This window comes from Salibacterium lacus, assembly GCF_042684865.1.
In the GTDB taxonomy this organism is placed as follows: Bacteria; Bacillota; Bacilli; order Bacillales; family Marinococcaceae; genus Salibacterium; species Salibacterium lacus.
This window is the reverse complement of sequence record NZ_JBHUML010000006.1, coordinates 263,671-286,347: the sequence shown is the minus strand read 5'-3', so window position 1 is coordinate 286,347 and position 22,677 is coordinate 263,671. Positions and strand designations below refer to the sequence as shown.

Here is a 22,677-nt window from a genome sequence, read left to right as displayed (position 1 = left end):
ACGACGATCTGAGGACACTATTCCTTCCTTTGCGTCAGCTGCTGGGCGGAGCTGACGGGCGAGGACATTTTATTTTGTCCAAGTCCCCTTTCTTATTTTCATCGTTTAGAACATAAACATGAGGTTTCTTATTGTAAATGTATAGCAGTTCTGCTAGAATTGTATGTTGTGAGTGAAATATCAATACATGATTTTGCTCCTTGCTCTTTTTTGAACGAGAGCCGTAAAGACCAAAAGGAGGTGACGCATATGCGTAACTATGAAGTACTTTATATCATTGCTCCAAGCGTTGATGAGAACGGAATCAAGGAAATGGTTGAGCGTTACAACAACGTCCTGACAAATCAGGGAGCAGAAATTGAAAAAGTAGATGAGATGGGCAAACGCCGTCTGGCTTATGAAATTGATGACCTGAAAGACGGTTATTATGTCGTTGTGTATATCAAGGCAGAGCCGGGCGCAACCGATGAATTCGAACGCCTGGTTAAGATGGATGATAACGTTATCCGCCACCTTGTCGTTAAAAATGAAGACTAAGGATAACCAGTGGGAGGAGTTCTAAAATGATAAATCGTGTTGTTCTGGTTGGCCGGCTGACCCGTGATCCCGAGCTGCGGTATACCCCGAATGGTATCGCCGTGGTTAATTTCGGCATCGCCGTGAACCGCCCGTTCACGAATCAAAATGGAGAACGGGAAGCTGATTTTTTCAATTGTGTGGCCTGGAGAAAACAGGCGGAAAACGTCGCAAACTATTTGAAAAAAGGCAGTCAGGCCGGTATTGACGGCCGTCTGCAGAGCCGGAAGTATGAAAATCAGGAAGGACGCCGTGTTACTGTCGTGGAAGTGCAGGCTGAGAGCGTACAATTTCTCGAACCGCGCGGGTCTTCAGGCGGCGGTGGCGGCGCTCCCCAGGGGAATCAGTACGGCGCCGAGCAGAACTCCGGTCAGCAGAATCAAGGCGGATCGTCCAACCTGAATGATGATCCATTCGGCAATGACGGTCAGCAGATTGATATATCCGATGATGATCTGCCATTTTAATAAAACTCTCCCCTTCTTCGTATAAAACAAAAAACTATTCTAAAGGAGGTTGAAACTTTATGGCACGCCGTAGAGGTAAGAGAAGGAAGGTATGTTACTTTACAGTCAATAAGATTAATAAAATTGACTATAAAGACGTAGAACTATTGAAGAAATTCATCTCGGAACGCGGTAAAATTCTTCCGCGCCGTGTAACTGGTACTTGTGCCAAGTCCCAGCGTCAATTGACGAAAGCAATCAAACGTGCCCGCCATGTGGCGCTGCTTCCTTATGTAAGGGAACAGTAAGGCGCAGGTAAAAACGTTTCCCGACTCGACCGGGAAACGTTTTTTATTTCGCGGCTGCGCGTCAGGACATTCTTTCTTTTTTCAAAAGAATGGCTTACAATAGACGAATGGATTCTACATAAACACTACGGATGATGTTTTTGCTTATATGAGAATGCGATGGATGAGGTGACGTTACTTGCAGCAAACGAGAAGAATAACGGAAGGAGCCGTGTTGAGCGGGATTTTTATTGTCATGCTGCTGCTTGCTGTATTCGTTCCGTTTCTCAGCACGATACTGCTTTGGTTCCTGCCTCTGCCTTTTATTGTGTTTACGGCGCGGTACGGCTGGAAGCCGGGTGTCGTGATGGCGGCTGTATCGATGCTGCTGTCTGTCTTTTTAACTGCTCTTACAGGTCTTCCCTTTGCCATGCTGTCGGCACTCGGCGGCGTGACCATGGGAGAACTGATGCGCCGCAGGAAAGAGGCTCTGATTACAGCCGCCGCCGCGAGTGTTGCTTATATCTGCGGACTGACGGTTATTTACGCCGGAACGGTTCTTCTCTTTGATATCGATCCGCTGTCGGTTCTTCAGGATATTATGAGGCAGTCGGCGGAGCAGGCACAGTCCATGCTTTCCTCCCTGGGCCAGGAGACTTCCGGGGAACTGGAACAGTACGGGGAAATGATTGACCGCTTCGGGCAGATGGGACCGCTCTTAATTGTATTTACAGGTGTATTATATGCCTTTTTGACACAGTTCATTGCCCACAAGGTGATGCGGCGCATGAACATGGAAGTGGAGGCGTTTCCGCCGTTTCGAAACTGGAATGTTCCACGTTCCCTTCTGTGGTATTATCTCCTTACCTTTATTGTATACCTGGTAGGGGCCGAAGATGGCTCGGCAGTCCAGACCGTAATGTGGAATCTCTTCCCTTTACTGGAAACAGCCATGGCTCTGCAGGGTTTTACGGTGATCTTTCATTATTGTTATAGTAAATCTATCCCAAAAGCCTTTCCCATTCTTCTCATGATTTTTGGGTTGATTCTGCCTTTTATTCTTTTGCTGGCGCGTATTTTGGGTATTATGGATTTAGGATTTCAATTGAAAAAACGTCTGGAATCTGACACGAAGTAGGGGTTGACAATATGCCTAAGTTTTTAATGAACCGCTGGCACGGTCTGCATGTAACCTTATTGTTCGCGGCAGCTGCTTTGTTCATTGGTTTATTGACGATATATCAATGGATGCTTGGCGTCGTCGGATTTTTAATCCTGCTGTTTCTGCTTATTTATGTGCTCCAGGCCAGAAAAGCATTTGAACGTGATCTGGAAAAGTATATAAAAACGTTGTCCCACCGTGTCAATAAAGCCGGTGAAGAAGCAGTCACCAGCCTGCCTATCGGAATCGTTTTGTATGATGAAGAGTATCAGGTGCAGTGGGCCAATCCGTTCATGATGAATTACCTGCCGCGTGAGTTTCTTGGTCTTCCGCTCAATGATGTGTTTGAAGATATATCATCTCCGATCAGAAAAGGGGAGACGGAAGCAGAGTTAACGCTGAGTGACAGGCACTATACGATATACATTAAGCATGACGAACGACTGCTGTACTTTTTTGATATGACGGAAACAAAAGAAACCCAGGCCCTTTACGAAGAAGAACAGACGGTTATAGGTCTTGTTTATCTGGATAATTTCGATGAAGTGACCCAGGGTATGGATGATCAAATGAGGAGCAGCTTGATGAGTCATGTCACAACCTCGTTAAATGAATGGGCGGAAGAGCATCAAATTCTGCTGCGCAGCATTTCATCCGACCGCTTTATTGCTGTGATGAATAAGAAAGCATTAAAGCAGCTGGAGAAGACACGCTTTGAACTGCTTGATTATGTCAGAGATGTAACCGGAAAAGAGAAAGTATCCATTACACTGAGCATTGGTATCGGAAGCGGTGATTCTTCGCTGCGGGAACTTGGAAGTCTGGCGCAGTCCAGTCTGGATCTTGCTCTCGGGCGCGGCGGAGACCAGGTCGCCATTAAGGAAACAAACGGGAAAGTACGTTTTTACGGCGGTAAATCCAACGCCATGGAAAAACGGACAAGAGTCCGTGCCCGCGTCATTTCCCACGCCCTCCGCGATTTTGTGCTGGAGAGCGATCAGGTTATTATCATGGGGCATAAAAACCCGGATATGGATGCCATTGGTGCGGCAATCGGTGTGCTGAAAGTAGCCGAAGTCAACAATACAGACGGATACGTCGTTGTCGACCCCAACGAAATTAATCCGGACGTGAAGAAGCTGATGGAAGAAGTAGGTGACCATGAGTACCTCTGGTCTCAATTTATTACGCCGGAAGAAGCGTTAGATGATTTAACACGGCATACACTGCTTGTCGTAGTGGACACACATAAGCCGTCGATGGTTATTGAACCCCGCCTCGTTGATGCAGTCGACCGGGTGGTGGTTTTGGATCACCACCGGCGCGGGGAAGAGTTTATTAAGGACCCTGTCCTCGTATACATGGAACCTTATGCCTCTTCGACTGCAGAACTGGTGACTGAACTGTTAGAATATCAACCAAACAAGCTCTCGATGGATGAACTTGAGTCCACAGCCATGCTTGCCGGTATTATTGTGGACACGAAAAGTTTTGCCATCCGGACGGGTTCCCGTACGTTTGATGCCGCCTCCTTCCTGAAATCCCACGGAGCGGACACAACGACGGTGCAGAGGCTGCTGAAAGAGGATATCGACCAGTACGTGCGGCGGTCGCACTTAATAGAGAGAGCGGCGATTTACCGGGATGGCATGGCGGTAGCCAAAGCGCCGGAAGAGGAAATGTATGATCAGATTTTAATAGCCCAGGCAGCGGACACCCTGCTTACGATGAATGATGTGAAGGGATCCTTTGTGCTCTCCAAACGTAGTGACAAAAAGGTGAGCATCAGCGCCCGCTCTCTGGGTGAAGTGAATGTGCAGCTGATTATGGAAGCCCTCGGCGGAGGCGGACACCTTACCAATGCCGCTACGCAGCTTGATTCTGCGCTTGATGAAGCAGAGGAAAGGCTGAAGCAGGCCATCGATGAATATCTGGAAGGAGGAACCGAGGAATGAAAGTGATTTTTAACCAGGATGTAAAAGGAAAAGGGAAAAAAGGTGAAATGAAAGACGTATCGGAAGGCTATGCCCGGAACTATTTATTCAAGCACAATCTGGCTGTTGAAGCGACAGCAGGTAACGTAAAAAACCTGAAGGCTAAACAGGAAAGCGATGAGAAAAAAGCACAGCAGGAACTTGAAGACGCGAAGAAATTCAAGGAACAGCTGGAAAATACAAAAGTTACTGTTACTGCAAAAGCTGGAGAAGCCGGCCGCTTGTTCGGCGCTGTATCGACAAAACAGATTGCAGAACAGTTGAAGGATATGGGCATGAAAGTGGATAAACGAAAAATTGAACTCGATCAGTCGATCCGCACACTCGGCGTAACGAAGACGCCGATTAAAGTGCATAAAGAGGTAACGGCGGTCGTTGATGTGCATGTAGTGGAAGAGTAAACCGCAGTCGGCTTCTTCATACGGCTTATAATGTTTCGTACGTTATAGGCCGGTTTTTTCTGTGCAAGGAAACAAAGGAAAGGCAGGAAGATGGACATGAGCGATATCATGGCTGAGCGCAGGCCTCCTCAGAATATTGAAGCAGAGCAGGCCGTTCTGGGCGCTGTTTTTTTGGAAGCCGGGGCCTTAGTTACAGCAACAGAACGCATCACACCCGAAGACTTTTATCGCGTGTCTCATCAACGAATTTTTCGGGTAATGCTTGAATTAGGGGAAAAAGGAAGCCCGGTGGACGTAGTAACGATGACTTCGGCGCTGCAGGATCATGAGTGGCTGGAGGAAGTAGGCGGCATTTCCTACTTAACGGATCTTGCCAATGCTGTGCCGACCGCTGCCAATGTGGATTATTACAGCCGGATTGTTCAGGAGAAATCGATTCTGCGCCGTTTGATTCAGGCAGCCACATCGATTGTCTCCGAAGGCTATAATGGGGAAGATGAAGTGGAGGATATTCTGAGCGACGCAGAACGATCCATCCTCGAAGTAGCCCAGCAGCGCCGGACGAGCGCATTCGTTTCCATCAAGGACGTGCTGATTGAAACGTACGATCATATTGAAATGCTGCAGAACCGGGAGGATGATATTACCGGGGTGGCAAGCGGATTTGCAGAACTGGATAAAATGACCACCGGTTTTCAGCGTAGTGATCTGGTTATTGTCGCGGCCCGCCCATCAATGGGAAAAACGGCGTTTGCGCTGAATATCGCCCAGAATGTGGCAACAAAATCGGCGGAGAATGTCGCTGTCTTCAGTCTGGAGATGGGCGCTGCCCAGCTTGTGCAGCGGATGCTGTGTGCCGAAGGAAATATTGATGCCACAAAATTGCGGACCGGTTCACTTGAAGAAGAAGACTGGGAAAAGCTGACGATGGCTATGGGAAGCCTTTCTTCAGCGGGTATTTACATCGACGATACACCCGGTGTGAAAGTGAATGAAATCCGGGCAAAGTGCCGGCGTCTGAAACAGGAACGGGGACTTGGCATGATCATGATTGATTACATGCAGTTAATCCAGGGCTCCGGGTCCCGCGGCGGAGAAAGCCGTCAGCAGGAAGTCTCCGAAATTTCCAGAGGGCTCAAAGGCCTTGCCAGAGAACTTGACGTGCCGGTCATTGCGCTCTCCCAGCTCTCACGTGGTGTGGAGTCCCGACAGGATAAACGACCGATGATGTCGGATCTCCGTGAATCCGGAAGTATTGAGCAGGACGCTGATATTGTCTCGTTTTTGTACCGGGAAGACTACTATGATCAGGAAACCGAGAACCAAAATATGATTGAAGTCATTCTGGCCAAGCAGCGGAACGGTCCGGTGGGGTCCGTGGAACTTGCCTTCATCAAAGAATACAACAAATTTGTCAACCTCGACCGGCGCCATGATGAAAGAGACGCGCCGCCCGGTGCATGATTCGAAGCCAAGGTGGAAAGAGCCTTGGCTTTTTTACGTAGGGGCTTTTTGTACCGGGATGTAAACGGAGCGTTTACGTTTGTAACAAAACATTTATTCCGTCTTTGAAGAAGATACTGTAGTATTTTTTTAAGAGGTGATGAAATGAATGACGAATTCGGAACGAAACTAAAGCAATGTAGAATGGAACGAGAGTGGACGCAGAATGAACTGGCCGAGGAATTAAATGTAACCCGGCAGGCTGTTTATAAATGGGAAACCAATAAAGGCTACCCGGACCTCCAAACTCTAATAAAGATCAGCGAAATTTTTGAAGTAACCATTGATGATTTAATCAAAACAGACAAAAAGTTACAGCAAAAAATAAAAGTAGATGAAGACGAAACGTTTGAAGAACTTTCCGATCCAGGTTTTTATCTTGGTATGTTCCTTGTCCTCCTTGGTATTTTCGTTTTTGAAGAATCATCGTTTTTACTTATTATTGGGTTATTAACGATTGTATTTTTTACCGATATGGTAAAATCCTTTAAGACACTTTTAAAAAGCGGGAAGTGAGTATTTTTACGAACATAAATCTCTCCATATTACAATAATGTTCGTGTTTTATTGACTTTTCAAGGTGGGATTGATACACTATGTGAGGGTTTTCAGCCTGTGGCTTTTACATAGAAAAAATAAAGCGGCCTGGGAACAGGTGCGGAGGTGGACAGTTTGTCATCAATCGTAATTGTAGGAACACAATGGGGAGATGAAGGCAAAGGGAAAATTACAGACTATCTTTCGGAAAATGCAGAAGTTGTTGCCAGATATCAAGGCGGCAACAATGCCGGTCATACCATCGCGTTTGGCGGAAATACGTATAAGCTTCATATGATTCCGTCCGGCATTTTTTATGATAATAAAACGTGTGTCATTGGAAATGGGATGGTGATTGATCCCAAAGCACTTGTCGAAGAACTGAAGTATCTCCATGAACGAGGAGTGGATACAAGCAATCTTCGGATCAGCAACCGGGCGCACGTCATTCTGCCGTACCATGTGAAGCTCGATGCCATGGAGGAAGAAAGCAAAGGCACGAACAAAATCGGAACCACCCGGAAAGGGATCGGCCCTGCCTACATGGACAAAGCGGCCAGAATCGGCATCCGTATCTCCGACCTTTTGGATAAAGAAGAGTTCGAAAAAAAACTCGACCGGAATTTAAATGAAAAGAACCGTCTCTTGGAGAAAATCTATGAGACAAAAGGGTTTCAGATCAGAGATATTCTCGATGAGTATTACGAATACGGCCAATTTTTTGCGGATTATGTCTGCGATACATCCGTTGTTCTCAATGATGCGGTGGATGAAGGCCGGCGTGTCCTGTTTGAAGGAGCCCAGGGAGTCATGCTTGATATCGATCAGGGAACGTATCCGTTTGTGACGTCTTCCAATCCAATCGCCGGCGGTGTCACGATAGGATCCGGGATCGGCCCATCCAAAATCCATCATGTCGTTGGTGTATCAAAAGCTTATACCACACGTGTAGGAGACGGTCCGTTTCCGACAGAGCTCACGGACAGTGTTGGAGATCAGATTCGGGAGACGGGCAATGAATACGGAACAACAACCGGCCGCCCGCGCCGTGTAGGGTGGTTTGACAGCGTCGTCGTCCGCCACGCTCGCCGTGTCAGCGGAATCACGGATCTCTCTTTGAATTCTCTCGACGTGCTGACAGGAATTGAAACGGTGAAAATATGCACGGCTTATAAGTACCGCGGTGAAATCATGGAAGAGTTTCCTGCAAGCCTGAAAGTACTTGCCGAATGCGAGCCGGTCTATGAAGAGATGCCTGGATGGACAGAAAATATTACGGACGTTGGTTCGCTCGATGAACTTCCGGAAAATGCCCGCCATTACCTGGAACGCCTGTCCCAGTTGACGAAGATTCCCCTCAGCATCTTTTCGGTCGGTCCGGATCGAAATCAGACCAACCTTGTCCGCGGAGTATGGGGCGTTTAACCTGCTGTCTCCTGCCTGTTTTGTCCCTTCTGGGTGAGAGAAAAACAGGCAGGATTATTTTTTTCAAAAAAACCGGTTGAAAATCAAAAATCGACGTGGTACTATTAATTCTGTCGCTGTAAACGATGAACAAAAAACGGGAGCCATTAGCTCAGTTGGCAGAGCATCTGACTTTTAATCAGAGGGTCGGAGGTTCGAATCCTCCATGGCTCACCATTTCAAATGACAAGGTGTGCAGGATTCTCACCTACGGTTCCCCTGCAGCGGGGGAGTTGTTACAGGAAGCTGCAGGACTAGCTTCGCTTCGGAATCCTCCATGGCTCACCATGTATTACAGACGGCCCGTTGGTCAAGTGGTTAAGACACTGCCCTTTCACGGCAGTAACACGGGTTCGAATCCCGTACGGGTCACCATTTTCTTTTATAAAAGCTGACGAAGAGATTCGCCTCCTTGCTTTTGGAAAGAAGAAGCAGGAAGGTCGAGGAAACAAGAGAGTGGAGGAGGGAACGTACCTCAGTACGTGACCTGACGACACGAACGCAGTTGACGAAGAGATTCGCCTCCTTGCTTTTGGAAAGAAGAAGCAAGAAGGTCGAGGAAACAAGAGAGTGGAGGAGGGAACGTACCTCAGTACGTGACCTGACGACACGAACGCAGTTGACGAAGAGATTCGCAGCTTATTCTTTTCAAAATGGGCCTGTGGTGTAGCGGTTAACATGCCTGCCTGTCACGCAGGAGATCGCGGGTTCGATTCCCGTCAGGCCCGCCATTTACTTACTTATTTGTCTTCAATCAAAAGAGGCTCGATAGCTCAGTCGGTAGAGCAGTGGACTGAAAATCCTCGTGTCGGCGGTTCGATTCCGTCTCGAGCCACCACCATTCAAAATAGAGAATCCCGAACGTCTGGCATATAGTCCAGACGTTTTTTGATAGCACAAACAAAGAGATTTAAACCATGATAACCCATCGTGGTCCCTTATGTTACAATTATAGGTAGATGAGAAACAAACAAGTCGTCCGCCTTTTCGTTAAGGAGCATGAAACGAAACAGGCCGGAATTCATGCAGGAAACGGAGCGAATGGAAATGGATGAAAAAATACTCGTTGTCGATGATGAACAACCCATCGCCGATATTCTTGATTTTAATCTAAAAAAAGAAGGTTTTGAAGTCGAAGTAGCTTACGATGGAAACGAAGCACTGGAGAAGGTGCACGAATTTGTGCCGGATTTAGTTCTTCTTGATATTATGCTTCCTCATAAAGATGGCATGGAAGTATGCCGGGAGATCCGTAAACATTTTGATATGCCGATTATCATGCTGACAGCTAAGGACGCCGAGATTGATAAAGTGCTCGGGTTGGAACTCGGAGCGGATGATTATGTCACCAAACCTTTCAGCAACCGGGAACTGCTTGCGCGTGTTAAAGCCAATCTCCGTCGTCTGCAGACGGTGCCGGAGGAAGGTTCCTCGAAACAGAAATTGATTGAGGTCGGCGGTTTAACGGTGGACCCCGACGCCTATCTGGTTTCCAAACGGGGACAGCCCGTAGATTTAACGCATCGCGAGTTTGAACTCATTCATTACCTAGCAAGGCATATAGGACAAGTCATGACACGTGAACACCTCCTTCAAGCGGTGTGGGGATACGACTACTTCGGAGATGTTCGGACAGTGGATGTGACAGTCCGCCGCCTGCGGGAAAAAGTAGAAGATAATCCAAGCTATCCAATGTGGATTGTTACAAGACGCGGTGTAGGATATTACGTGAAGCACCCTGAACAGGAGAAGTAGGCATGAAACTGGGTGGTTTTTTTCAATCGATCCATTTTAAGCTGATCACCATCTTTTTGCTGCTTATTTTTATTGCGGTGCAGGTGATAGGTGTTTACTTTACAGGGGAACTGCAGTCACAGCTGGAAGGTAATCACAAAGATATGATTCAGGAACGGGCGGATCTGCTCGAGTATAACGTGCAGGAAGAACTGACAAGGAGCCGGGACGAAGAGGAAGAACCGCTGGAAGATGATATCGACAACCTTCTTCAGGAATTCTTCTCCATTGAAGGAATGGAAGCCCAGGTTATCGGCCCGAACCAGCAGATTCTGGGAACATCGGAATGGAATGACCAGAACCTGGTCGGCCAGCAGAGCACCCGTGTCCGAGTGGATCGAGCGCTTATCGGTTCACCGGTGGAGGATATTGTCCGAAGTCAGGATGGAGACCGCCTCCGTGTTGTCGCCCAGCCGATTGAACAAGGCGGGGAAATTATCGGAGCGATTTACATCGAAGCAAGCATGGAAAGCATGTATCAGGAAATGAACCAGATTAATTCCATCTTTATCAATGGAACCATTATCGCACTCGGACTTACCGCTCTGCTTGGCGTACTGCTGTCCCAGACAATCACAAGACCGATTGTTGATATGCGCCGGCAGGCCAGGGTGATGATGGAAGGAGATTTCTCCAGAAGAGTAAGGGTGTATGGTCAGGATGAGATCGGGCAGCTGGCTGAATCGTTCAACTCTCTGACGTTGAATCTAAAACAAGCCCACGCGACAACGGAAGGAGAACGGAAAAAACTCAGTTCCGTTCTGACACACATGACCGATGGGGTTATTGCAACAGATGAATTGGGACGTATCATTCTGATGAACAGAAGGGCCGAACAGCTTCTCCACGTAGACAGTAATCATGTTATGGGAGCCTCTCTGCCGGAGCTGCTGCATTTGTCGGAAACGGTGGCGCCCAGTGACTTATATGATTACGCTGATTCTATTTTACTGGATTTCAGCGATGAAGACGAAGCACGCCTGGTGGAAGCGAACTTTTCTGTCATCCGAAATGAAGACGGCCCGGTAAACGGACTGATCACCGTTTTGCATGATGTAACGGAAAAAGAAGCACTTGAACGGGAGCGCCGCGAATTCGTAGCCAATGTGTCGCATGAACTCAGGACGCCTCTTACAACATTAAGAAGTTACCTGGAAGCGTTGGAAGACGGAGCTATGTACGATGAAAACCTGGGACCGCGTTTTCTGCAGGTTACCCAGAATGAGACAGAGCGCATGATACGGCTTGTCAACGACCTGCTGCAGCTTTCCAAGATGGATAGTGACGATTTGAGCCTGACGTTTGAAACAGAGGATCTCGGAGAACTTCTGGAACAGATGGCGGAACGTTTTGAGATGATGACAAAGGACAGGAATCTCCATTTCTCCAAGAAGATCCCGGACCAACCGTTATATGTCGACATTGATAAAGATAAAGTGATGCAGGTATTTGACAATATTGTTTCCAATGCGGTGAAGTATTCACCGGACGGGGGGACCATTACGATTAAGGTGACCCCGGGGCCTCAGACGGTTAATGTGGAAACCACCGATGAAGGCGTAGGTATTCCAAAAGAAAGCCAGCCGAAAGTATTTGACCGGTTTTACCGGGTGGATAAAGCAAGAGCCCGTAATCTTGGCGGAACCGGGCTCGGCCTTGCGATTGCGAAAGAATTAATTGAATCCCACCACGGCTTTATTACGATCGACAGTGAGTGGCAGCAAGGGACGACGGTTGCCGTAACACTTCCTTATTCAGCACTGGAAAAAGAAGGGGTTGTAGAATGAAAGAACGTATAAAATCCTGGGCCCTTGCTTTGTTAGTAATGTTCAGTATGTTTTTGACGTGGCAGCTTTGGACATTTCAACCCAATTTCGCTCCTCTTAATGAATCTGCTGCGACTTCAAATGAAGAGATTGGAGAGGAGCGGAGTTTGAATGATGTGGTAGAACCCTCCCAGCTGGTGTTGCATGAGGGAGTCAGTTACACTGCGTTAAATGGAACGAATGATTTGTTTGCGCGTTTTTACGACGAACTGCTGGATTCCCAATTTCAAAATATGACGGTGCGGGAGAATGTATCCAGAGAAAGCTTGTATGGAGCTCCCCGTACAGCAGAGATTATTTTTCCTGCCTCTGTTCCCGATGAGGTTTTTTTACAGATGTTTCAATTTGAGGAGGAAGATCCAGGTCTTTCTATTAATTCGGTGGATCGTATTATTCTGAGGGATCAAGGGGGCAATTCGGAGAACCTTCTGGTTACCTTTGCCTCCAACGAGGAATCTTTTGTACTTCAAGGAGAAACCAGTTTCAGTTTGTCATCATTCCGGGAGAATTATATGCTGCAGATGAATCAGTATAAACCTGTTTTTCCTTACGAACCCGGTAGTCCATCTTCTCCGCTTGACGTATTGTATCTTCCGGAAAATCCGGTAGAGTACAGCACGTTGTCGGATACATCAACGGACATTGATTATAACCAGTTTTTAAATTTACTGTTCAGTGATGCGGAGTATGTGGAACAGTACCGCCGTGAAAATGGGGAAGCCTCGTTTACAGACGGAAATCGCATGGTAAGTATAGAAGAAAATGGAACATATTTTCAGTATGTCAACCCGGTATACAGTGAGGGCGCCTCTTCCAGTCAACGTCATGTGATTGATGCCACGTTCGGGTTTGTAAATTCCCGGGGAGGATGGACCGATGATTACAGGTTATATGACTGGCAGCTGCAGTCTGAGGGGCAGAGTGCGGCGTACCGGATGATTGTCTCAGGACTTCCGGTGTTCACATCGGGAGGTCCGGATATTTCTTCTATCAATGTGACGAGATCCGGAGGACAGATTTCCGAATATTCCCGTCCGCTGTTTGAACTTGACGATTCTCCGATTGATGCAAGAGGTTCCATCGAACTGGCATCCGGCAGGGAAGTGGTTGAATACGCAGAACAGCAGTTTGATCCTTCCTTGATTGAAGACATTCAGCCTGGGTATCAACTGGAGAAAACCGACAGCCTTGTTTTCCGATTTGAACCGAGATGGTATGTGAAACACGATGGAGCCTGGTACCCGGTAGATCCGGATGACACTCAAGCGGACTCCACCCCGGAGGGATAACATGGACTGGAATCGTACGAAAACCATATTTATCATCGCCTTCTTGCTGTTAAACACGTTTTTGATGCAGCAGTTGTTGGAACAGCAGGGCCAGAGTGAACTCAATGTGCGGGCACAAAGTTCCACAGAGGAAGAACTCCATGCGAAAAATATATCCGTCACAGAAGAACTGCCGGAAGAAAGTGATGAAATCAGCCACATTGTCGGCGAATCCATAGACATTGAAGAAGAAGTGAGCCAGCAGGCCGGAGAAGAAAATGTAACGGCTGTGGATAATAACTATGTGGAAGTCACTCTGGAGAATACGTATGCGGTGTCCGGTGAAGAAGACATCCAAAACTTTTTGGATCAGCAGGTCTGGAACGGTTCCGATTACACTATGGAAGAGATAAATGAAGAAGAAGGGCAAGTCCTTTTAAATCAAGTATATGAAGAAAAAGCAACCGTCACTTATGCTGAAAACCCGCTCGTTCTGTTCCTGAATGAGGACAATGAAATAGAAAGTTACCTTCAAAGTTACATGGAATTTGAAGAAGGAGGAGAACAAAAAGATATGCTGTCTACGTACGGGGCGATAGACAGGCTGTTAACTGAAAACATCCTCTCCAATAATGATGAAGTCAATCAGGTGGAACTTAGGTATTACAGTCTCTTTGCGCCGGAAGGCTCCAATCAGGTGATGGCACCTATGTACAGTATGGAAGTAAATGGAGAAAATGAGTATCTGGTAAATGCGATTGGAGGGGAAGTCCGAACGCTTCAGGAAGTGTCGGAGGACTCCGGTCCGGTCGAAAATCCTTCCGGAGACACCAATCAGGATGAACCATCCGGCGAAGAGAATGACGGAGGAAACAGCGAAGACAGTCAGAATCAGGAGCAGTAATTGGAGGACTTATCATGGCACTATCGTTCAGCGTACTCGCCAGCGGAAGTACAGGCAACGCTGTTTATGTAGAAACCGACAGACAGCGGCTGTTAATTGATGCGGGGTTAAGCGGAAAGAAAATAGAAAGTTTATTTGAACAGATTGCCCGGAGCCCTTCAGAGCTGGACGGAATATTTATCACTCATGAACATACCGATCATATTAAAGGAGCGGGGGTGCTGGCGAGAAAATATCAGCTCCCCCTGTATGCCAACCCGAAGACGTGGCAGGCGATGGAAAGCAGTATCGGGACGATTGCCGGGGATCAAAAGTTTGTGTTTGAACAGAACGCCGTCCAGACATTTGGTGATCTGGATGTTGAATCGTTTCCCGTCTCTCATGATGCAGCGGATCCGATGTTTTTTGTTTTTCACCACGAGGGCAAAAAATTCACGCTCGCGACGGATATGGGATATGTGACGGAGCAGACAAAGGGATTGATCCGTAATTCCGACATGTATGTGTTTGAGGCGAACCATGACTTGAATATGCTCCGCATGGGACGTTATCCGTGGAATGTGAAACGCCGTATTCTCGGTGATACCGGCCACGTGTCGAATGAAGATGCGGCGGCGGCTCTGGCAGAAGTGGTCGGGGACAGAACGAGCCGTGTCTATCTGGCCCATTTGAGCCTTGATAACAACATGAAAGAACTCGCCCGCATGTCCGTCCAACAGATTCTTGAAGAGGAAGAATCCGGTGTGGGGCACACGTTTCATCTGTACGATACGGATCCGTATGAAGCAAAACCCCTCGTAACCCTGTAGGAAATATGTTTAAAAACAAACAAAAGGGAAACGATAAAGGATGATTACGGAACATGGATGAAAGGTGACAACACATATGGGGTATGACAATGAGCATGGAAAGGGATCTTCACAAAGAAGGAACCGGCAGCAGAAAAGAATCGGGCAGGCAGCGCTTGCCGGTGCCGTCATCGGAGCGGTTCTGGTCTTATCAGCCGTTCCTTTGCTTTATGAATCCAGTCTTTTTCCCGGCGCAGGGGGCGACAATCCCCAGAAAGGACAGGAAGCGCAGCAGGCGCCTGAAGATATATCATTTCAAGGAGAGGCTGAGCAGATGCAGGTGTCGGTCCAATCCGATACGACAGAAGCAGTCGAAAAGGTATCGGACGCGGTGGTCGGCGTCTTTAACCTGCAGCAGTCCGATTTCTGGGAAGAAGAAAACGGATCCGGTGCCAGTCAGGGAACAGGATCCGGCGTTATTTATAAAATGGAAGGCGGCACGGCTTTTGTGGTGACCAATCATCACGTGATTGAAGGAGCAGGTCAGGTGGAAGTCAGTTTATCAAATGATACCCGCGTCGACGCTGAGGTCGTTGGATCTGATGTGCTGACCGATCTGGCCGTTCTTCAAATTAATGCCGAAGGGGTGGAAACCGCTGTTTCCTTTGGTAATTCAGATAACCTGAATGTCGGCGAACCAGCGGTAGCAATTGGCAACCCACTTGGCACACAGCTGTCCCGCACGGTAACCCAGGGCATCATAAGTGCCGTGGAACGCAGCATTCCCGTGGATTTGGACGGAGACGGACAATCGGACTGGAATGCAGAAGTGATCCAGACGGATGCCGCTATTAACCCGGGAAACAGCGGTGGTGCTCTTGTGAATATCAATGGACAGCTGATTGGCATTAATTCCATGAAAATCGCACAGTCGTCCGTGGAAGGTATCGGATTTGCCATTCCTACTTCGGTGGCTGTTCCGGTGATTGAAGACCTGGAAGCAAGCGGTGAAGTAAAGCGTCCGCAGATGGGTATCACTCTAAGGTCTCTTTCAGAAATACCAAGTTACCACTGGCAGGAAACACTGCAGCTGCCGCAGGATGTAGATAACGGTATATTTATTACCAACGTCGTTTCCGGAACACCGGCGGAAAAAGCCGGGCTCAAGCGATACGATGTCATTACAGCGATGAATGGAGTATCCATCACGGATGGTCACGACCTCAGAAGATATCTGTACACAAAAGTGAAAATGGGAGATACAATAACCATCACGTTCTACCGTGAAGGACAGAAGCAGACGACAGATATGACACTGAATAATCAGCAGCAGTTTTAAGCATCGAAGCCATTAAAAGCGTTATCTAACGCTTTTAATGGCTTTTTTACAGCAAACAGAGGTCCAGGGTTTCGGGGTGGGGCCCTGTTTACGGCCAGCTGGATGGTCGTAAGCAGCTTGAATTGGTCGTCAGGTTGGTTGCAAGATCTAATTGCATGGCAGAACAGGCAGGAAACGGTCCTTAGAAAACTTCCAGGAACCAACTTTGCTGTGTTTCCGGTTGGAAGTGACCGGAAGCAACCCTCTATCGACCGATTTTCCCTTCATTCGGCAGACGAATAATCCACTGCTCCAGCCAGTCCTCTTCAGCTGATCCTTGTTGTAGACAGGAAATCAGCCTTTTCTTAAGGATATTGTGGATAAGTGGAATGTGATATAGTGGAGGGGAAGGTGGTACCATGTACGATGCATGTCCGGATTGCGGTGAAAAATCCCTTGATGACGGGTTCGAACAGACATGGGAAGCCCCGTACAAGGACAAAGGGAATGCACAGACTATTCCACAACCTGAACCTTTTCCTGTGGATAATCTGTGCATAAAATTCAAGGGGAACCACAGGATCGGGTGTGAACATGTGGATTGTTTCTGTGGATAGATCACAGGTGCTTTGTGCACGTGTGTATAACTTAAGAACAGGGGAGAGCGTATGCAGATTCAAATCGTAAGTGTCGGAAAAATTAAAGAGAAATATATCAAACAGGGGATTGAAGAGTTTGAGAAACGCCTCGGGCCGTACTGTAAGCTGACGATGGAGGAAGTGAACGATGAACAGGCACCGGAACAGATGAGTGAGAAAGAAAAGGAGCAGGTTAAGGAGAAAGAAGGAGAACGGATTTTACATAAAATAAAGTCGGGACAGCACGTGATTGTACTGGATCTGGACGGAAAACAGTGGTCGTCGGAGAAGCTGGCGGAAAAGATGGAGCAGTGGGGTCTTCACGGGAAGAGCCAGATTGCTTTTGTCATCGGCGGTTCCAACGGCGTAAGCGACGAGGTCCTGCAGCGCGCAGACGACAAACTCTCCTTTTCCAAAATGACCTTCCCGCACCAGCTCATGAAACTCATTCTGCTCGAACAGATCTACCGTGCGTTTAAGATTCAGAAAGGGGAACCGTATCATAAATAGAGGCACAAGGAGTATCACTTGACTCAGAGGAGGATCCTTGCGGTAGATGTAATGATTACCACAGCTGCGGTTATCTTCGTAAAAAATACGGGAAAAATGAACGCTATTATGATGAAGTCAACGTCAAGTCAGCTATTGGTCATTTATGAGTTCCGCTTTGGGAGGTTTGAACACGTCGTCCTGCCACAGCTGATACAGATAGAGGATGACGGCAAAACCGACCATCATAGCAACAACCGCTATGGTAGGCAGAGTCGATTCACTCGAAACAAGCCCTGTCTGCTGCCATACCGGGTAAACGATATACATAAATAATCCGTCCAAAACTATATTTACAGTTAAATACATCCAAAACTTCCTGAAAGTAAAGCGGAATACCCAGATCACTATAACTAAATATGCTCCATACACCCAGGGGACCGGGACGACTTTATCCCATCCGAACAGACTGGAGCCTGTTTCTTTCCACCATCCATAATGGTAAGCCGCCTGATAGGCCAAGGTATGAATCACAGTCATTAACAGAGCCACCGGCATGTACCTGCGTACAGTATCCATTTTTAATAAAAGCAACGACGCCCAAGGCAGTATAAGGAGGGCCCAGAGAAAAACCTGTTTCATGTCATTATTACCCCGCATCTGTTTTATGTATAGGGTTACTCTTAGTTCATATATTTATTCGATGAAAGCAGTTGAAACACTGATTTGGTACTTTCGCAGCGATAGTTCAGCAGTATATCCTTTTCGTACAGCTGTTCACAAAGAGTATAGGCAGCACGAAAAACCCGGACGATGGTTTACACCGTTCGGGCTTTTTTGTTTTGTCCCCGTCCTCCTGCTCTGGAAAATATAAAGTCATTTTACCGTTTCACCTTACGTATGAAAGAGTTATATACGGGAACAAACAGATATCCATCTTATTTTATCAAATAAGCTTTAATTTTTGTTAAATGAATGTAAAGCCCTTCAAATAACAGGAAATTTGACGATTAAAAGAGGGAGAAGAGTTTAGGGGGAAAAGCATGAAAATCAAAAATCTTTTTATTTTGGCGATAGGGCTGCTCAGTTTGTTGTCACTCGCAGCATGCGGCCAGGAGCAGGAAATAAATGCGACGGAAGGAAAGGTTAAAGTCGGCGTCATGATGTCTGATACCGGCCTGGGAGATCAGTCCTTTAATGATCTTGCATTTGAGGGACTTGTCCGGGCCAGAGATAATATGGATGTGGTGTTCGATTATAGAGAAATTTCCACAACAGATACATACGAAAAAGGTATACGCGAGTTAACAGAGCAGGATAATGATCTTGTTATCGGAATAGGATACCAGCTGCAGGAAGCTCTTGAAACCGTTGCGGGTGACTACCCGGATCAGCAATTTATGATCATTGATGCTGAGTCGGATATGGAGAATATTACTTCTGCAAACTTCAAGGTAGGCCAAGCTGGTCATTTAGCAGGTATGACGGCCGCTATGACTACAGAAACCGATCATATCGGTTTTGTTGGCGGACAGGATGTAGAAATTATTAATAACTTCTATGATGGTTATGAAGAAGGGGCTGAGGAAGTGAACCCCGATATTATGATCGACAAGGAGTACGCTGGTACATACGAAGATGATCAACTGGGAGCGGAAATGGCGGATGAAATGATTCAAAACGATGCGGATATTATATTCGCTGCCGCCGGGTTTACCGGAGTTGGTGTGCTTAAGGAAGCGCAGAATCAGGGCGTATATGGTATAGGTGTAGACACAGACCAGTATTTCCAGGCGGAAGAAGCGGTTATTACTTCTGTGATGAAAAATGTTGATAACGCCATTTATCAAGTAGTAGAGCGTATGGCGGAAGGAGAAACGTTGTCTGGGGAAAACCTGGAGTTCGGCATTGCCGAAGAAGGGGTCGGATTAGCGCCATTACGTGTGGCAGATTTTCCTGACAATCTTCATCAACAACTAGATGCTGCCAAAGAAGACATGGCAGATGAATCGTAGGAGGAAAAGATGTCTATAAAAAAGAAATTACTCATCAATACGTTGACGATCGTTGTACTGGCCGCAGCTATTATTGCCTTCATCATTTTCAATATGATGCAGATTCAGTCTTCCAGTGAGGATCAAGTAGAGACGCTCGTTACCATTGAAGAATTCAAATCGCAGACCAACGCCGCCCAGTTGAACTTATCCAGCTTTTCAACGACGCAGAGTCAGGAATTGGTCCAGGAAACCACCTCATCCATCGAAGCAACCGAACAGCTTCTCGGTCAGCTTGATAATATCACGGTGAACGAACAAAGCCGCGAATATATAACAAAAATCAAAAATAAATTCGATGGATGGACAGAAACAACGATTCAGGCGCTGAACGCTGAAGATGGTAGTGCTGCGGACCAGCAGGCATCCCGTCTGGCAGGTATTGAAAATGATGTCTACATGCTGCAGCTGGTTTCCGAAGCAAGTTATGAACAATCGCAGGCGGCACTCGATCAGCAGGTACAGTTCATTATCGTGACCAGTATTGTAAGTGTTCTGCTTCTCATTATTATAAGTCTTGTGGTATCCAACCGGATCACGAGCCCTATTACAAAAACATTGAAGAAACTGGCCGAAAACTCCAATGAAGTGGCGGACGGTAATCTGGCCATTGAACCGATTTCGTATCAGAAAAAGGATGAACTGGGACAATTAAATGATTCGTTCCATCAAATGATTGAACAGATCCGGACGTTACTCCAGTCGATTCAATCGGTAAGTGAAAGAGTAGAAGGGTTTGCCGGTCAGATTGAAAATGATAATGCTACCGTGACAGAAATCAACCAGCAGGTGGCCACTTCCACCGATGAACTGGCTCAGGGCACCCAGACGATTGCTTCCGACCTTCAGGATTCTGTCACGAAAGTGGAAGACATGGACAAAGCCTTCACCTCGAACGTAGACCACACGAAGCAGTCTGTACAATACGGAGAAGAAGCGATTGAAGCTGTTCAGTCCGGCAAGGCAGCACTTGAGAAGCAGCGGGAGTTGGTTCAGGAAAATACAGAAACGACTAAGAGTATTAAAGAAGCAACCCAGTCCTTTGTGGAGTCGACGAAAAAGATCCATTCTATGGCGGATTCGGTTTCCGACATTGCCGGTCAGACAAACTTATTGGCCCTTAATGCCGCTATCGAAGCGTCACGAGCGGGCGAAGCGGGGAAAGGGTTTGCTGTTGTTGCCGAAGAAGTCAGGAAGCTGGCTGAACAGACGACAAAAGAAACGACCAGGATTTCCGATATGGTCGGTTCGATTGAAGAAGGAATCGAAGCTGTAACAACCGCGGTGGACCGTGGGGTAGCGATTTCAGCAGAAGAACAAACTTCTATGGAAACGACGAACAGCTCCTTTGAAGATATTCATCAGAAAGTGGCCTCTATTACAGATAAACTCGAGGAACTGCTGCAAAGCATGGAACACTCCAAAGGGCTTCAAAATGATGTCCTTGAAAATGTAGAAAGCATCAGCAGCGTTGTCGAAGAAACAGCAGCGGAAAACGAAGAAATTTCATCATCGACCCAGGAACAGCTCGGTACCTTCCGCAATGTAGTGGATAAGGTGAGCGAACTGCGGACCCTTACAGATGAATTGAATGGCACGGTGAATAAATTTACACTCTGAGACAAACACGTCTTTTTCTAAATAGAACGAAAACAGACCCGGACCTTCCTTTTGATGGTCCGGGTCTGTTTTTACTCTTCCCCGCGTTCTTTATTTACCGTCTTTTTCCGCCGTTTGATGCGGTAGTAGATGTACCAGCCGATCAGACCGGCAAGAACCGCCATAATCATGTATTGAATGCCCTGGAACCAGGAGTAAACCACTTCAATGTTGCCGAGGCGGCCGAGGTACAGCATGAGAAGCGCGACGGGCAGTACACCGATAAAGGTAAAGAAACCGTAGCGGAAAGGGGTGATACGGTAAAAGGCGGCGACGTATACGATGTACCCCATCCCAAGAATCCGGCCGGCTGTGATGGTCCATTCCCGGTACTTGTCCATGAACTTCATCATCTGCCTCGTTCCGGCTTTATCCACCTGTTTTTGCAGAAGATAGTCGTAGCGGAGAGCGAGCCAGTAAGGGATATAGGCAATGGCAGTATAAACGGCTGCAGATCCGACACTGAGCAGAATCCATTCCCAGCCGTATGGATCCATGATGTACCCGTAAACGAGCAGCACGATAGCAGCCGGAAACGGCGAGGATATCGCTTCAATGGCGACACCTAGAAACAATCCCGCCAGACCGAGCTGCTCCAGTACATTCAGAATGAGTTCAAGCATAGTTTGTCTCCTTCATGGCATACAACGTTGTGCAACACCCCCTAATGTAACACAAATCAACAGAATAGAGGTGATTGATCCCTCTTGTTTTTTGAGTCCTTTCCTGATTTCAGATATGATAAAAGAAGTACATAATAAAGAAAGGGAGATAGGGATGCAGGAATGGAAAGAGATGCTCGAACTTGCTGAAAAATGGGCGCTGGAAGCGGGGAAAGAACAGACAGCCCGCGCGGAAAAACCGATGGAAATGAGCAGCAAGAGTGCCGCGATTGATCTTGTGACAGAAATGGATGTGTGGACGGAATCATTTTTAACAGAGAATATACGCCGTCATTACCCGGATCATCTGATGAAAACAGAGGAGAGCGGCGCGTATGAAGGAAACTCTCCTTATGAGTGGGTGATTGACCCGATTGACGGCACGGTGAATTATGCGAGAGGTCTGCCGTTTTACTGTATTTCGATTGGTATCCGTTATGAAGGAGAAACGGTTGCCGGTCTCGTATATGCGCCGAAACTGGACGAAATGTTTGAAGCAGTAAAAGGAGAAGGAGCATGGCTGAACGGAAACCGTATACATATTTCAGAGACGAAACGTCTGGATGAAGCGGTTGTCGGGAGCGGCTTTCCTTATGATAAAGGGACAACAGAAGACAATAATCTGCCGCATGTTCAACAGGTAGTGCCCCGTCTCGGTGGATTCCGCCGTACCGGCAGTGCTGCTTTGGATTTATGCTACGTCGCCTGCGCGAGACTGGATGCGAGCTGGGAGATCAAGCTGCATGACTGGGACGTGGAAGCCGGTCTGCTGTTGGTAAGAGAAGCGGGAGGACGAACGAAAGTATCCGAGGAAGAGAAAGGATTGTATGCACTGGCCGCTGCCCCCGGTATTTATACAGAACTGGAGGCTCTCATAAAAAGGTGATGTTTCACATGAAACATTTTA

At 47.3% G+C, this 22,677-nt stretch carries 21 protein-coding genes and 4 tRNA genes; 23 read left to right on the top strand and 2 right to left on the bottom strand.

All coding sequences use genetic code 11. The annotated features are described in order from the left end of the window. The first annotated feature begins 249 nt into the window (after positions 1 to 249). The 20 genes from rpsF to rlmH all read left to right on the top strand — a co-directional run bounded on the left by rpsF (position 250) and on the right by rlmH (position 17,416). Positions 250 to 537 (top strand): 30S ribosomal protein S6, encoded by a 288-nt coding sequence (gene rpsF, locus ACFSUB_RS17250; protein ID WP_090927338.1) that lies wholly within the window; start codon positions 250 to 252, stop codon positions 535 to 537. Between the two features lie 26 nt (positions 538 to 563). Next, on the top strand, positions 564 to 1,043 hold the full coding sequence (ssb, locus tag ACFSUB_RS17245; protein WP_380714520.1) for a single-stranded DNA-binding protein: 480 nt from the start codon (positions 564 to 566) through the stop codon (positions 1,041 to 1,043). A 59-nt stretch (positions 1,044 to 1,102) separates the two neighbouring features. Then, entirely contained in the window at positions 1,103 to 1,330 is a 228-nt protein-coding gene (rpsR, locus tag ACFSUB_RS17240; protein WP_090927340.1) for a 30S ribosomal protein S18, read from the top strand. 178 nt (positions 1,331 to 1,508) lie between these two features. Beyond that, positions 1,509 to 2,447 carry a YybS family protein gene (locus ACFSUB_RS17235; protein WP_380714519.1) on the top strand — a complete coding sequence of 313 codons (939 nt, stop codon included), beginning with the start codon at positions 1,509 to 1,511 and terminating at the stop codon, positions 2,445 to 2,447. 11 nt (positions 2,448 to 2,458) lie between these two features. Beyond that, positions 2,459 to 4,426, top strand: a complete 1,968-nt coding sequence (locus ACFSUB_RS17230) for a DHH family phosphoesterase (RefSeq protein ID WP_380714518.1) — start codon at positions 2,459 to 2,461, stop codon at positions 4,424 to 4,426. Then, positions 4,423 to 4,866, top strand: a complete 444-nt coding sequence (rplI, locus tag ACFSUB_RS17225; protein WP_380714517.1) for a 50S ribosomal protein L9 — start codon at positions 4,423 to 4,425, stop codon at positions 4,864 to 4,866. Before ACFSUB_RS17230 ends, rplI begins: the two co-directional genes overlap by 4 nt. Positions 4,867 to 4,962: 96 nt before the next feature. Then, positions 4,963 to 6,330, top strand: coding sequence for a replicative DNA helicase (dnaB, locus tag ACFSUB_RS17220; protein WP_380714516.1), 1,368 nt, complete (start codon positions 4,963 to 4,965; stop codon positions 6,328 to 6,330). A gap of 144 nt (positions 6,331 to 6,474) precedes the next feature. Beyond that, entirely contained in the window at positions 6,475 to 6,885 is a 411-nt protein-coding gene (locus tag ACFSUB_RS17215; protein ID WP_380714515.1) for a helix-turn-helix transcriptional regulator, read from the top strand. Between the two features lie 156 nt (positions 6,886 to 7,041). Further along, on the top strand, positions 7,042 to 8,331 hold the full coding sequence (locus tag ACFSUB_RS17210) for an adenylosuccinate synthase (protein ID WP_380714514.1): 1,290 nt from the start codon (positions 7,042 to 7,044) through the stop codon (positions 8,329 to 8,331). Between the two features lie 140 nt (positions 8,332 to 8,471). Continuing rightward, positions 8,472 to 8,547, top strand: a tRNA-Lys gene (locus tag ACFSUB_RS17205). Between the two features lie 123 nt (positions 8,548 to 8,670). Then, a tRNA-Glu gene (locus tag ACFSUB_RS17200) sits at positions 8,671 to 8,745 on the top strand. Between the two features lie 280 nt (positions 8,746 to 9,025). Beyond that, positions 9,026 to 9,101: transfer RNA gene (locus tag ACFSUB_RS17195), tRNA-Asp, on the top strand. A gap of 31 nt (positions 9,102 to 9,132) precedes the next feature. After that, a tRNA-Phe gene (locus ACFSUB_RS17190) sits at positions 9,133 to 9,208 on the top strand. 209 nt (positions 9,209 to 9,417) lie between these two features. Further along, the gene (gene yycF / locus ACFSUB_RS17185) at positions 9,418 to 10,125 is read left to right on the top strand and encodes a response regulator YycF (RefSeq protein WP_380714584.1); all 708 of its coding nucleotides are present in this window, start codon (positions 9,418 to 9,420) and stop codon (positions 10,123 to 10,125) included. A gap of 2 nt (positions 10,126 to 10,127) precedes the next feature. Continuing rightward, a complete protein-coding gene (gene walK / locus ACFSUB_RS17180; protein ID WP_380714512.1) occupies positions 10,128 to 11,951 on the top strand; it encodes a cell wall metabolism sensor histidine kinase WalK in 1,824 nt (607 codons plus the stop codon). Further along, a complete protein-coding gene (locus tag ACFSUB_RS17175; protein ID WP_380714511.1) occupies positions 11,948 to 13,279 on the top strand; it encodes a YycH family regulatory protein in 1,332 nt (443 codons plus the stop codon). The genes walK and ACFSUB_RS17175 overlap by 4 nt, the downstream gene beginning before the upstream one ends. 1 nt (position 13,280) lies before the next feature. Next, the gene (locus tag ACFSUB_RS17170) at positions 13,281 to 14,162 is read left to right on the top strand and encodes a two-component system regulatory protein YycI (RefSeq protein ID WP_380714510.1); all 882 of its coding nucleotides are present in this window, start codon (positions 13,281 to 13,283) and stop codon (positions 14,160 to 14,162) included. Between the two features lie 14 nt (positions 14,163 to 14,176). Beyond that, entirely contained in the window at positions 14,177 to 14,971 is a 795-nt protein-coding gene (locus ACFSUB_RS17165; RefSeq protein ID WP_380714509.1) for an MBL fold metallo-hydrolase, read from the top strand. 76 nt (positions 14,972 to 15,047) lie between these two features. Next, positions 15,048 to 16,289, top strand: coding sequence for a S1C family serine protease (locus ACFSUB_RS17160; protein WP_380714508.1), 1,242 nt, complete (start codon positions 15,048 to 15,050; stop codon positions 16,287 to 16,289). 647 nt (positions 16,290 to 16,936) lie between these two features. Next, positions 16,937 to 17,416 (top strand): 23S rRNA (pseudouridine(1915)-N(3))-methyltransferase RlmH, encoded by a 480-nt coding sequence (gene rlmH, locus ACFSUB_RS17155; RefSeq protein WP_380714506.1) that lies wholly within the window; start codon positions 16,937 to 16,939, stop codon positions 17,414 to 17,416. A gap of 132 nt (positions 17,417 to 17,548) precedes the next feature. Here rlmH and ACFSUB_RS17150 read toward each other — a convergent pair whose 3' ends face one another. Continuing rightward, positions 17,549 to 17,935 (bottom strand): hypothetical protein, encoded by a 387-nt coding sequence (locus ACFSUB_RS17150; RefSeq protein WP_380714505.1) that lies wholly within the window; start codon positions 17,933 to 17,935, stop codon positions 17,549 to 17,551. Positions 17,936 to 18,438: 503 nt separating this feature from the next. On the opposite strand from ACFSUB_RS17150, the gene ACFSUB_RS17145 reads away from it, so the two are divergent. Beyond that, a complete protein-coding gene (locus ACFSUB_RS17145) occupies positions 18,439 to 19,410 on the top strand; it encodes a BMP family lipoprotein (RefSeq protein WP_380714504.1) in 972 nt (323 codons plus the stop codon). 9 nt (positions 19,411 to 19,419) lie between these two features. Beyond that, a complete protein-coding gene (locus ACFSUB_RS17140) occupies positions 19,420 to 21,069 on the top strand; it encodes a methyl-accepting chemotaxis protein (RefSeq protein WP_380714503.1) in 1,650 nt (549 codons plus the stop codon). 71 nt (positions 21,070 to 21,140) lie between these two features. On the opposite strand, the gene ACFSUB_RS17135 is transcribed toward ACFSUB_RS17140, so the two are convergent. Next, positions 21,141 to 21,731, bottom strand: a complete 591-nt coding sequence (locus ACFSUB_RS17135) for a DedA family protein (protein ID WP_380714502.1) — start codon at positions 21,729 to 21,731, stop codon at positions 21,141 to 21,143. Between the two features lie 154 nt (positions 21,732 to 21,885). On the opposite strand from ACFSUB_RS17135, the gene ACFSUB_RS17130 reads away from it, so the two are divergent. After that, positions 21,886 to 22,656, top strand: coding sequence for an inositol monophosphatase family protein (locus tag ACFSUB_RS17130; RefSeq protein WP_380714500.1), 771 nt, complete (start codon positions 21,886 to 21,888; stop codon positions 22,654 to 22,656). The last annotated feature ends 21 nt before the right edge of the window (positions 22,657 to 22,677 follow it).

Bases quoted from the DNA above. Each gene is read 5' to 3' on its own strand.
- rpsF (WP_090927338.1), top strand. From the start codon at position 250: ATGCGTAACTATGAAGTACTTTATATCATTGCTCCAAGCGTTGATGAG.
- ssb (WP_380714520.1), top strand. From the start codon at position 564: ATGATAAATCGTGTTGTTCTGGTTGGCCGGCTGACCCGTGATCCCGAG.
- rpsR (WP_090927340.1), top strand. From the start codon at position 1,103: ATGGCACGCCGTAGAGGTAAGAGAAGGAAGGTATGTTACTTTACAGTC.
- ACFSUB_RS17230 (WP_380714518.1), top strand. From the start codon at position 2,459: ATGCCTAAGTTTTTAATGAACCGCTGGCACGGTCTGCATGTAACCTTA.
- rplI (WP_380714517.1), top strand. From the start codon at position 4,423: ATGAAAGTGATTTTTAACCAGGATGTAAAAGGAAAAGGGAAAAAAGGT.
- dnaB (WP_380714516.1), top strand. From the start codon at position 4,963: ATGAGCGATATCATGGCTGAGCGCAGGCCTCCTCAGAATATTGAAGCA.
- ACFSUB_RS17215 (WP_380714515.1), top strand. From the start codon at position 6,475: ATGAATGACGAATTCGGAACGAAACTAAAGCAATGTAGAATGGAACGA.
- yycF (WP_380714584.1), top strand. From the start codon at position 9,418: ATGGATGAAAAAATACTCGTTGTCGATGATGAACAACCCATCGCCGAT.
- walK (WP_380714512.1), top strand. From the start codon at position 10,128: ATGAAACTGGGTGGTTTTTTTCAATCGATCCATTTTAAGCTGATCACC.
- ACFSUB_RS17175 (WP_380714511.1), top strand. From the start codon at position 11,948: ATGAAAGAACGTATAAAATCCTGGGCCCTTGCTTTGTTAGTAATGTTC.
- ACFSUB_RS17170 (WP_380714510.1), top strand. From the start codon at position 13,281: ATGGACTGGAATCGTACGAAAACCATATTTATCATCGCCTTCTTGCTG.
- ACFSUB_RS17165 (WP_380714509.1), top strand. From the start codon at position 14,177: ATGGCACTATCGTTCAGCGTACTCGCCAGCGGAAGTACAGGCAACGCT.
- ACFSUB_RS17160 (WP_380714508.1), top strand. From the start codon at position 15,048: ATGGGGTATGACAATGAGCATGGAAAGGGATCTTCACAAAGAAGGAAC.
- rlmH (WP_380714506.1), top strand. From the start codon at position 16,937: ATGCAGATTCAAATCGTAAGTGTCGGAAAAATTAAAGAGAAATATATC.
- ACFSUB_RS17150 (WP_380714505.1), bottom strand. From the start codon at position 17,935: ATGACTGTGATTCATACCTTGGCCTATCAGGCGGCTTACCATTATGGA.
- ACFSUB_RS17145 (WP_380714504.1), top strand. From the start codon at position 18,439: ATGAAAATCAAAAATCTTTTTATTTTGGCGATAGGGCTGCTCAGTTTG.
- ACFSUB_RS17140 (WP_380714503.1), top strand. From the start codon at position 19,420: ATGTCTATAAAAAAGAAATTACTCATCAATACGTTGACGATCGTTGTA.
- ACFSUB_RS17135 (WP_380714502.1), bottom strand. From the start codon at position 21,731: ATGCTTGAACTCATTCTGAATGTACTGGAGCAGCTCGGTCTGGCGGGA.
- ACFSUB_RS17130 (WP_380714500.1), top strand. From the start codon at position 21,886: ATGCAGGAATGGAAAGAGATGCTCGAACTTGCTGAAAAATGGGCGCTG.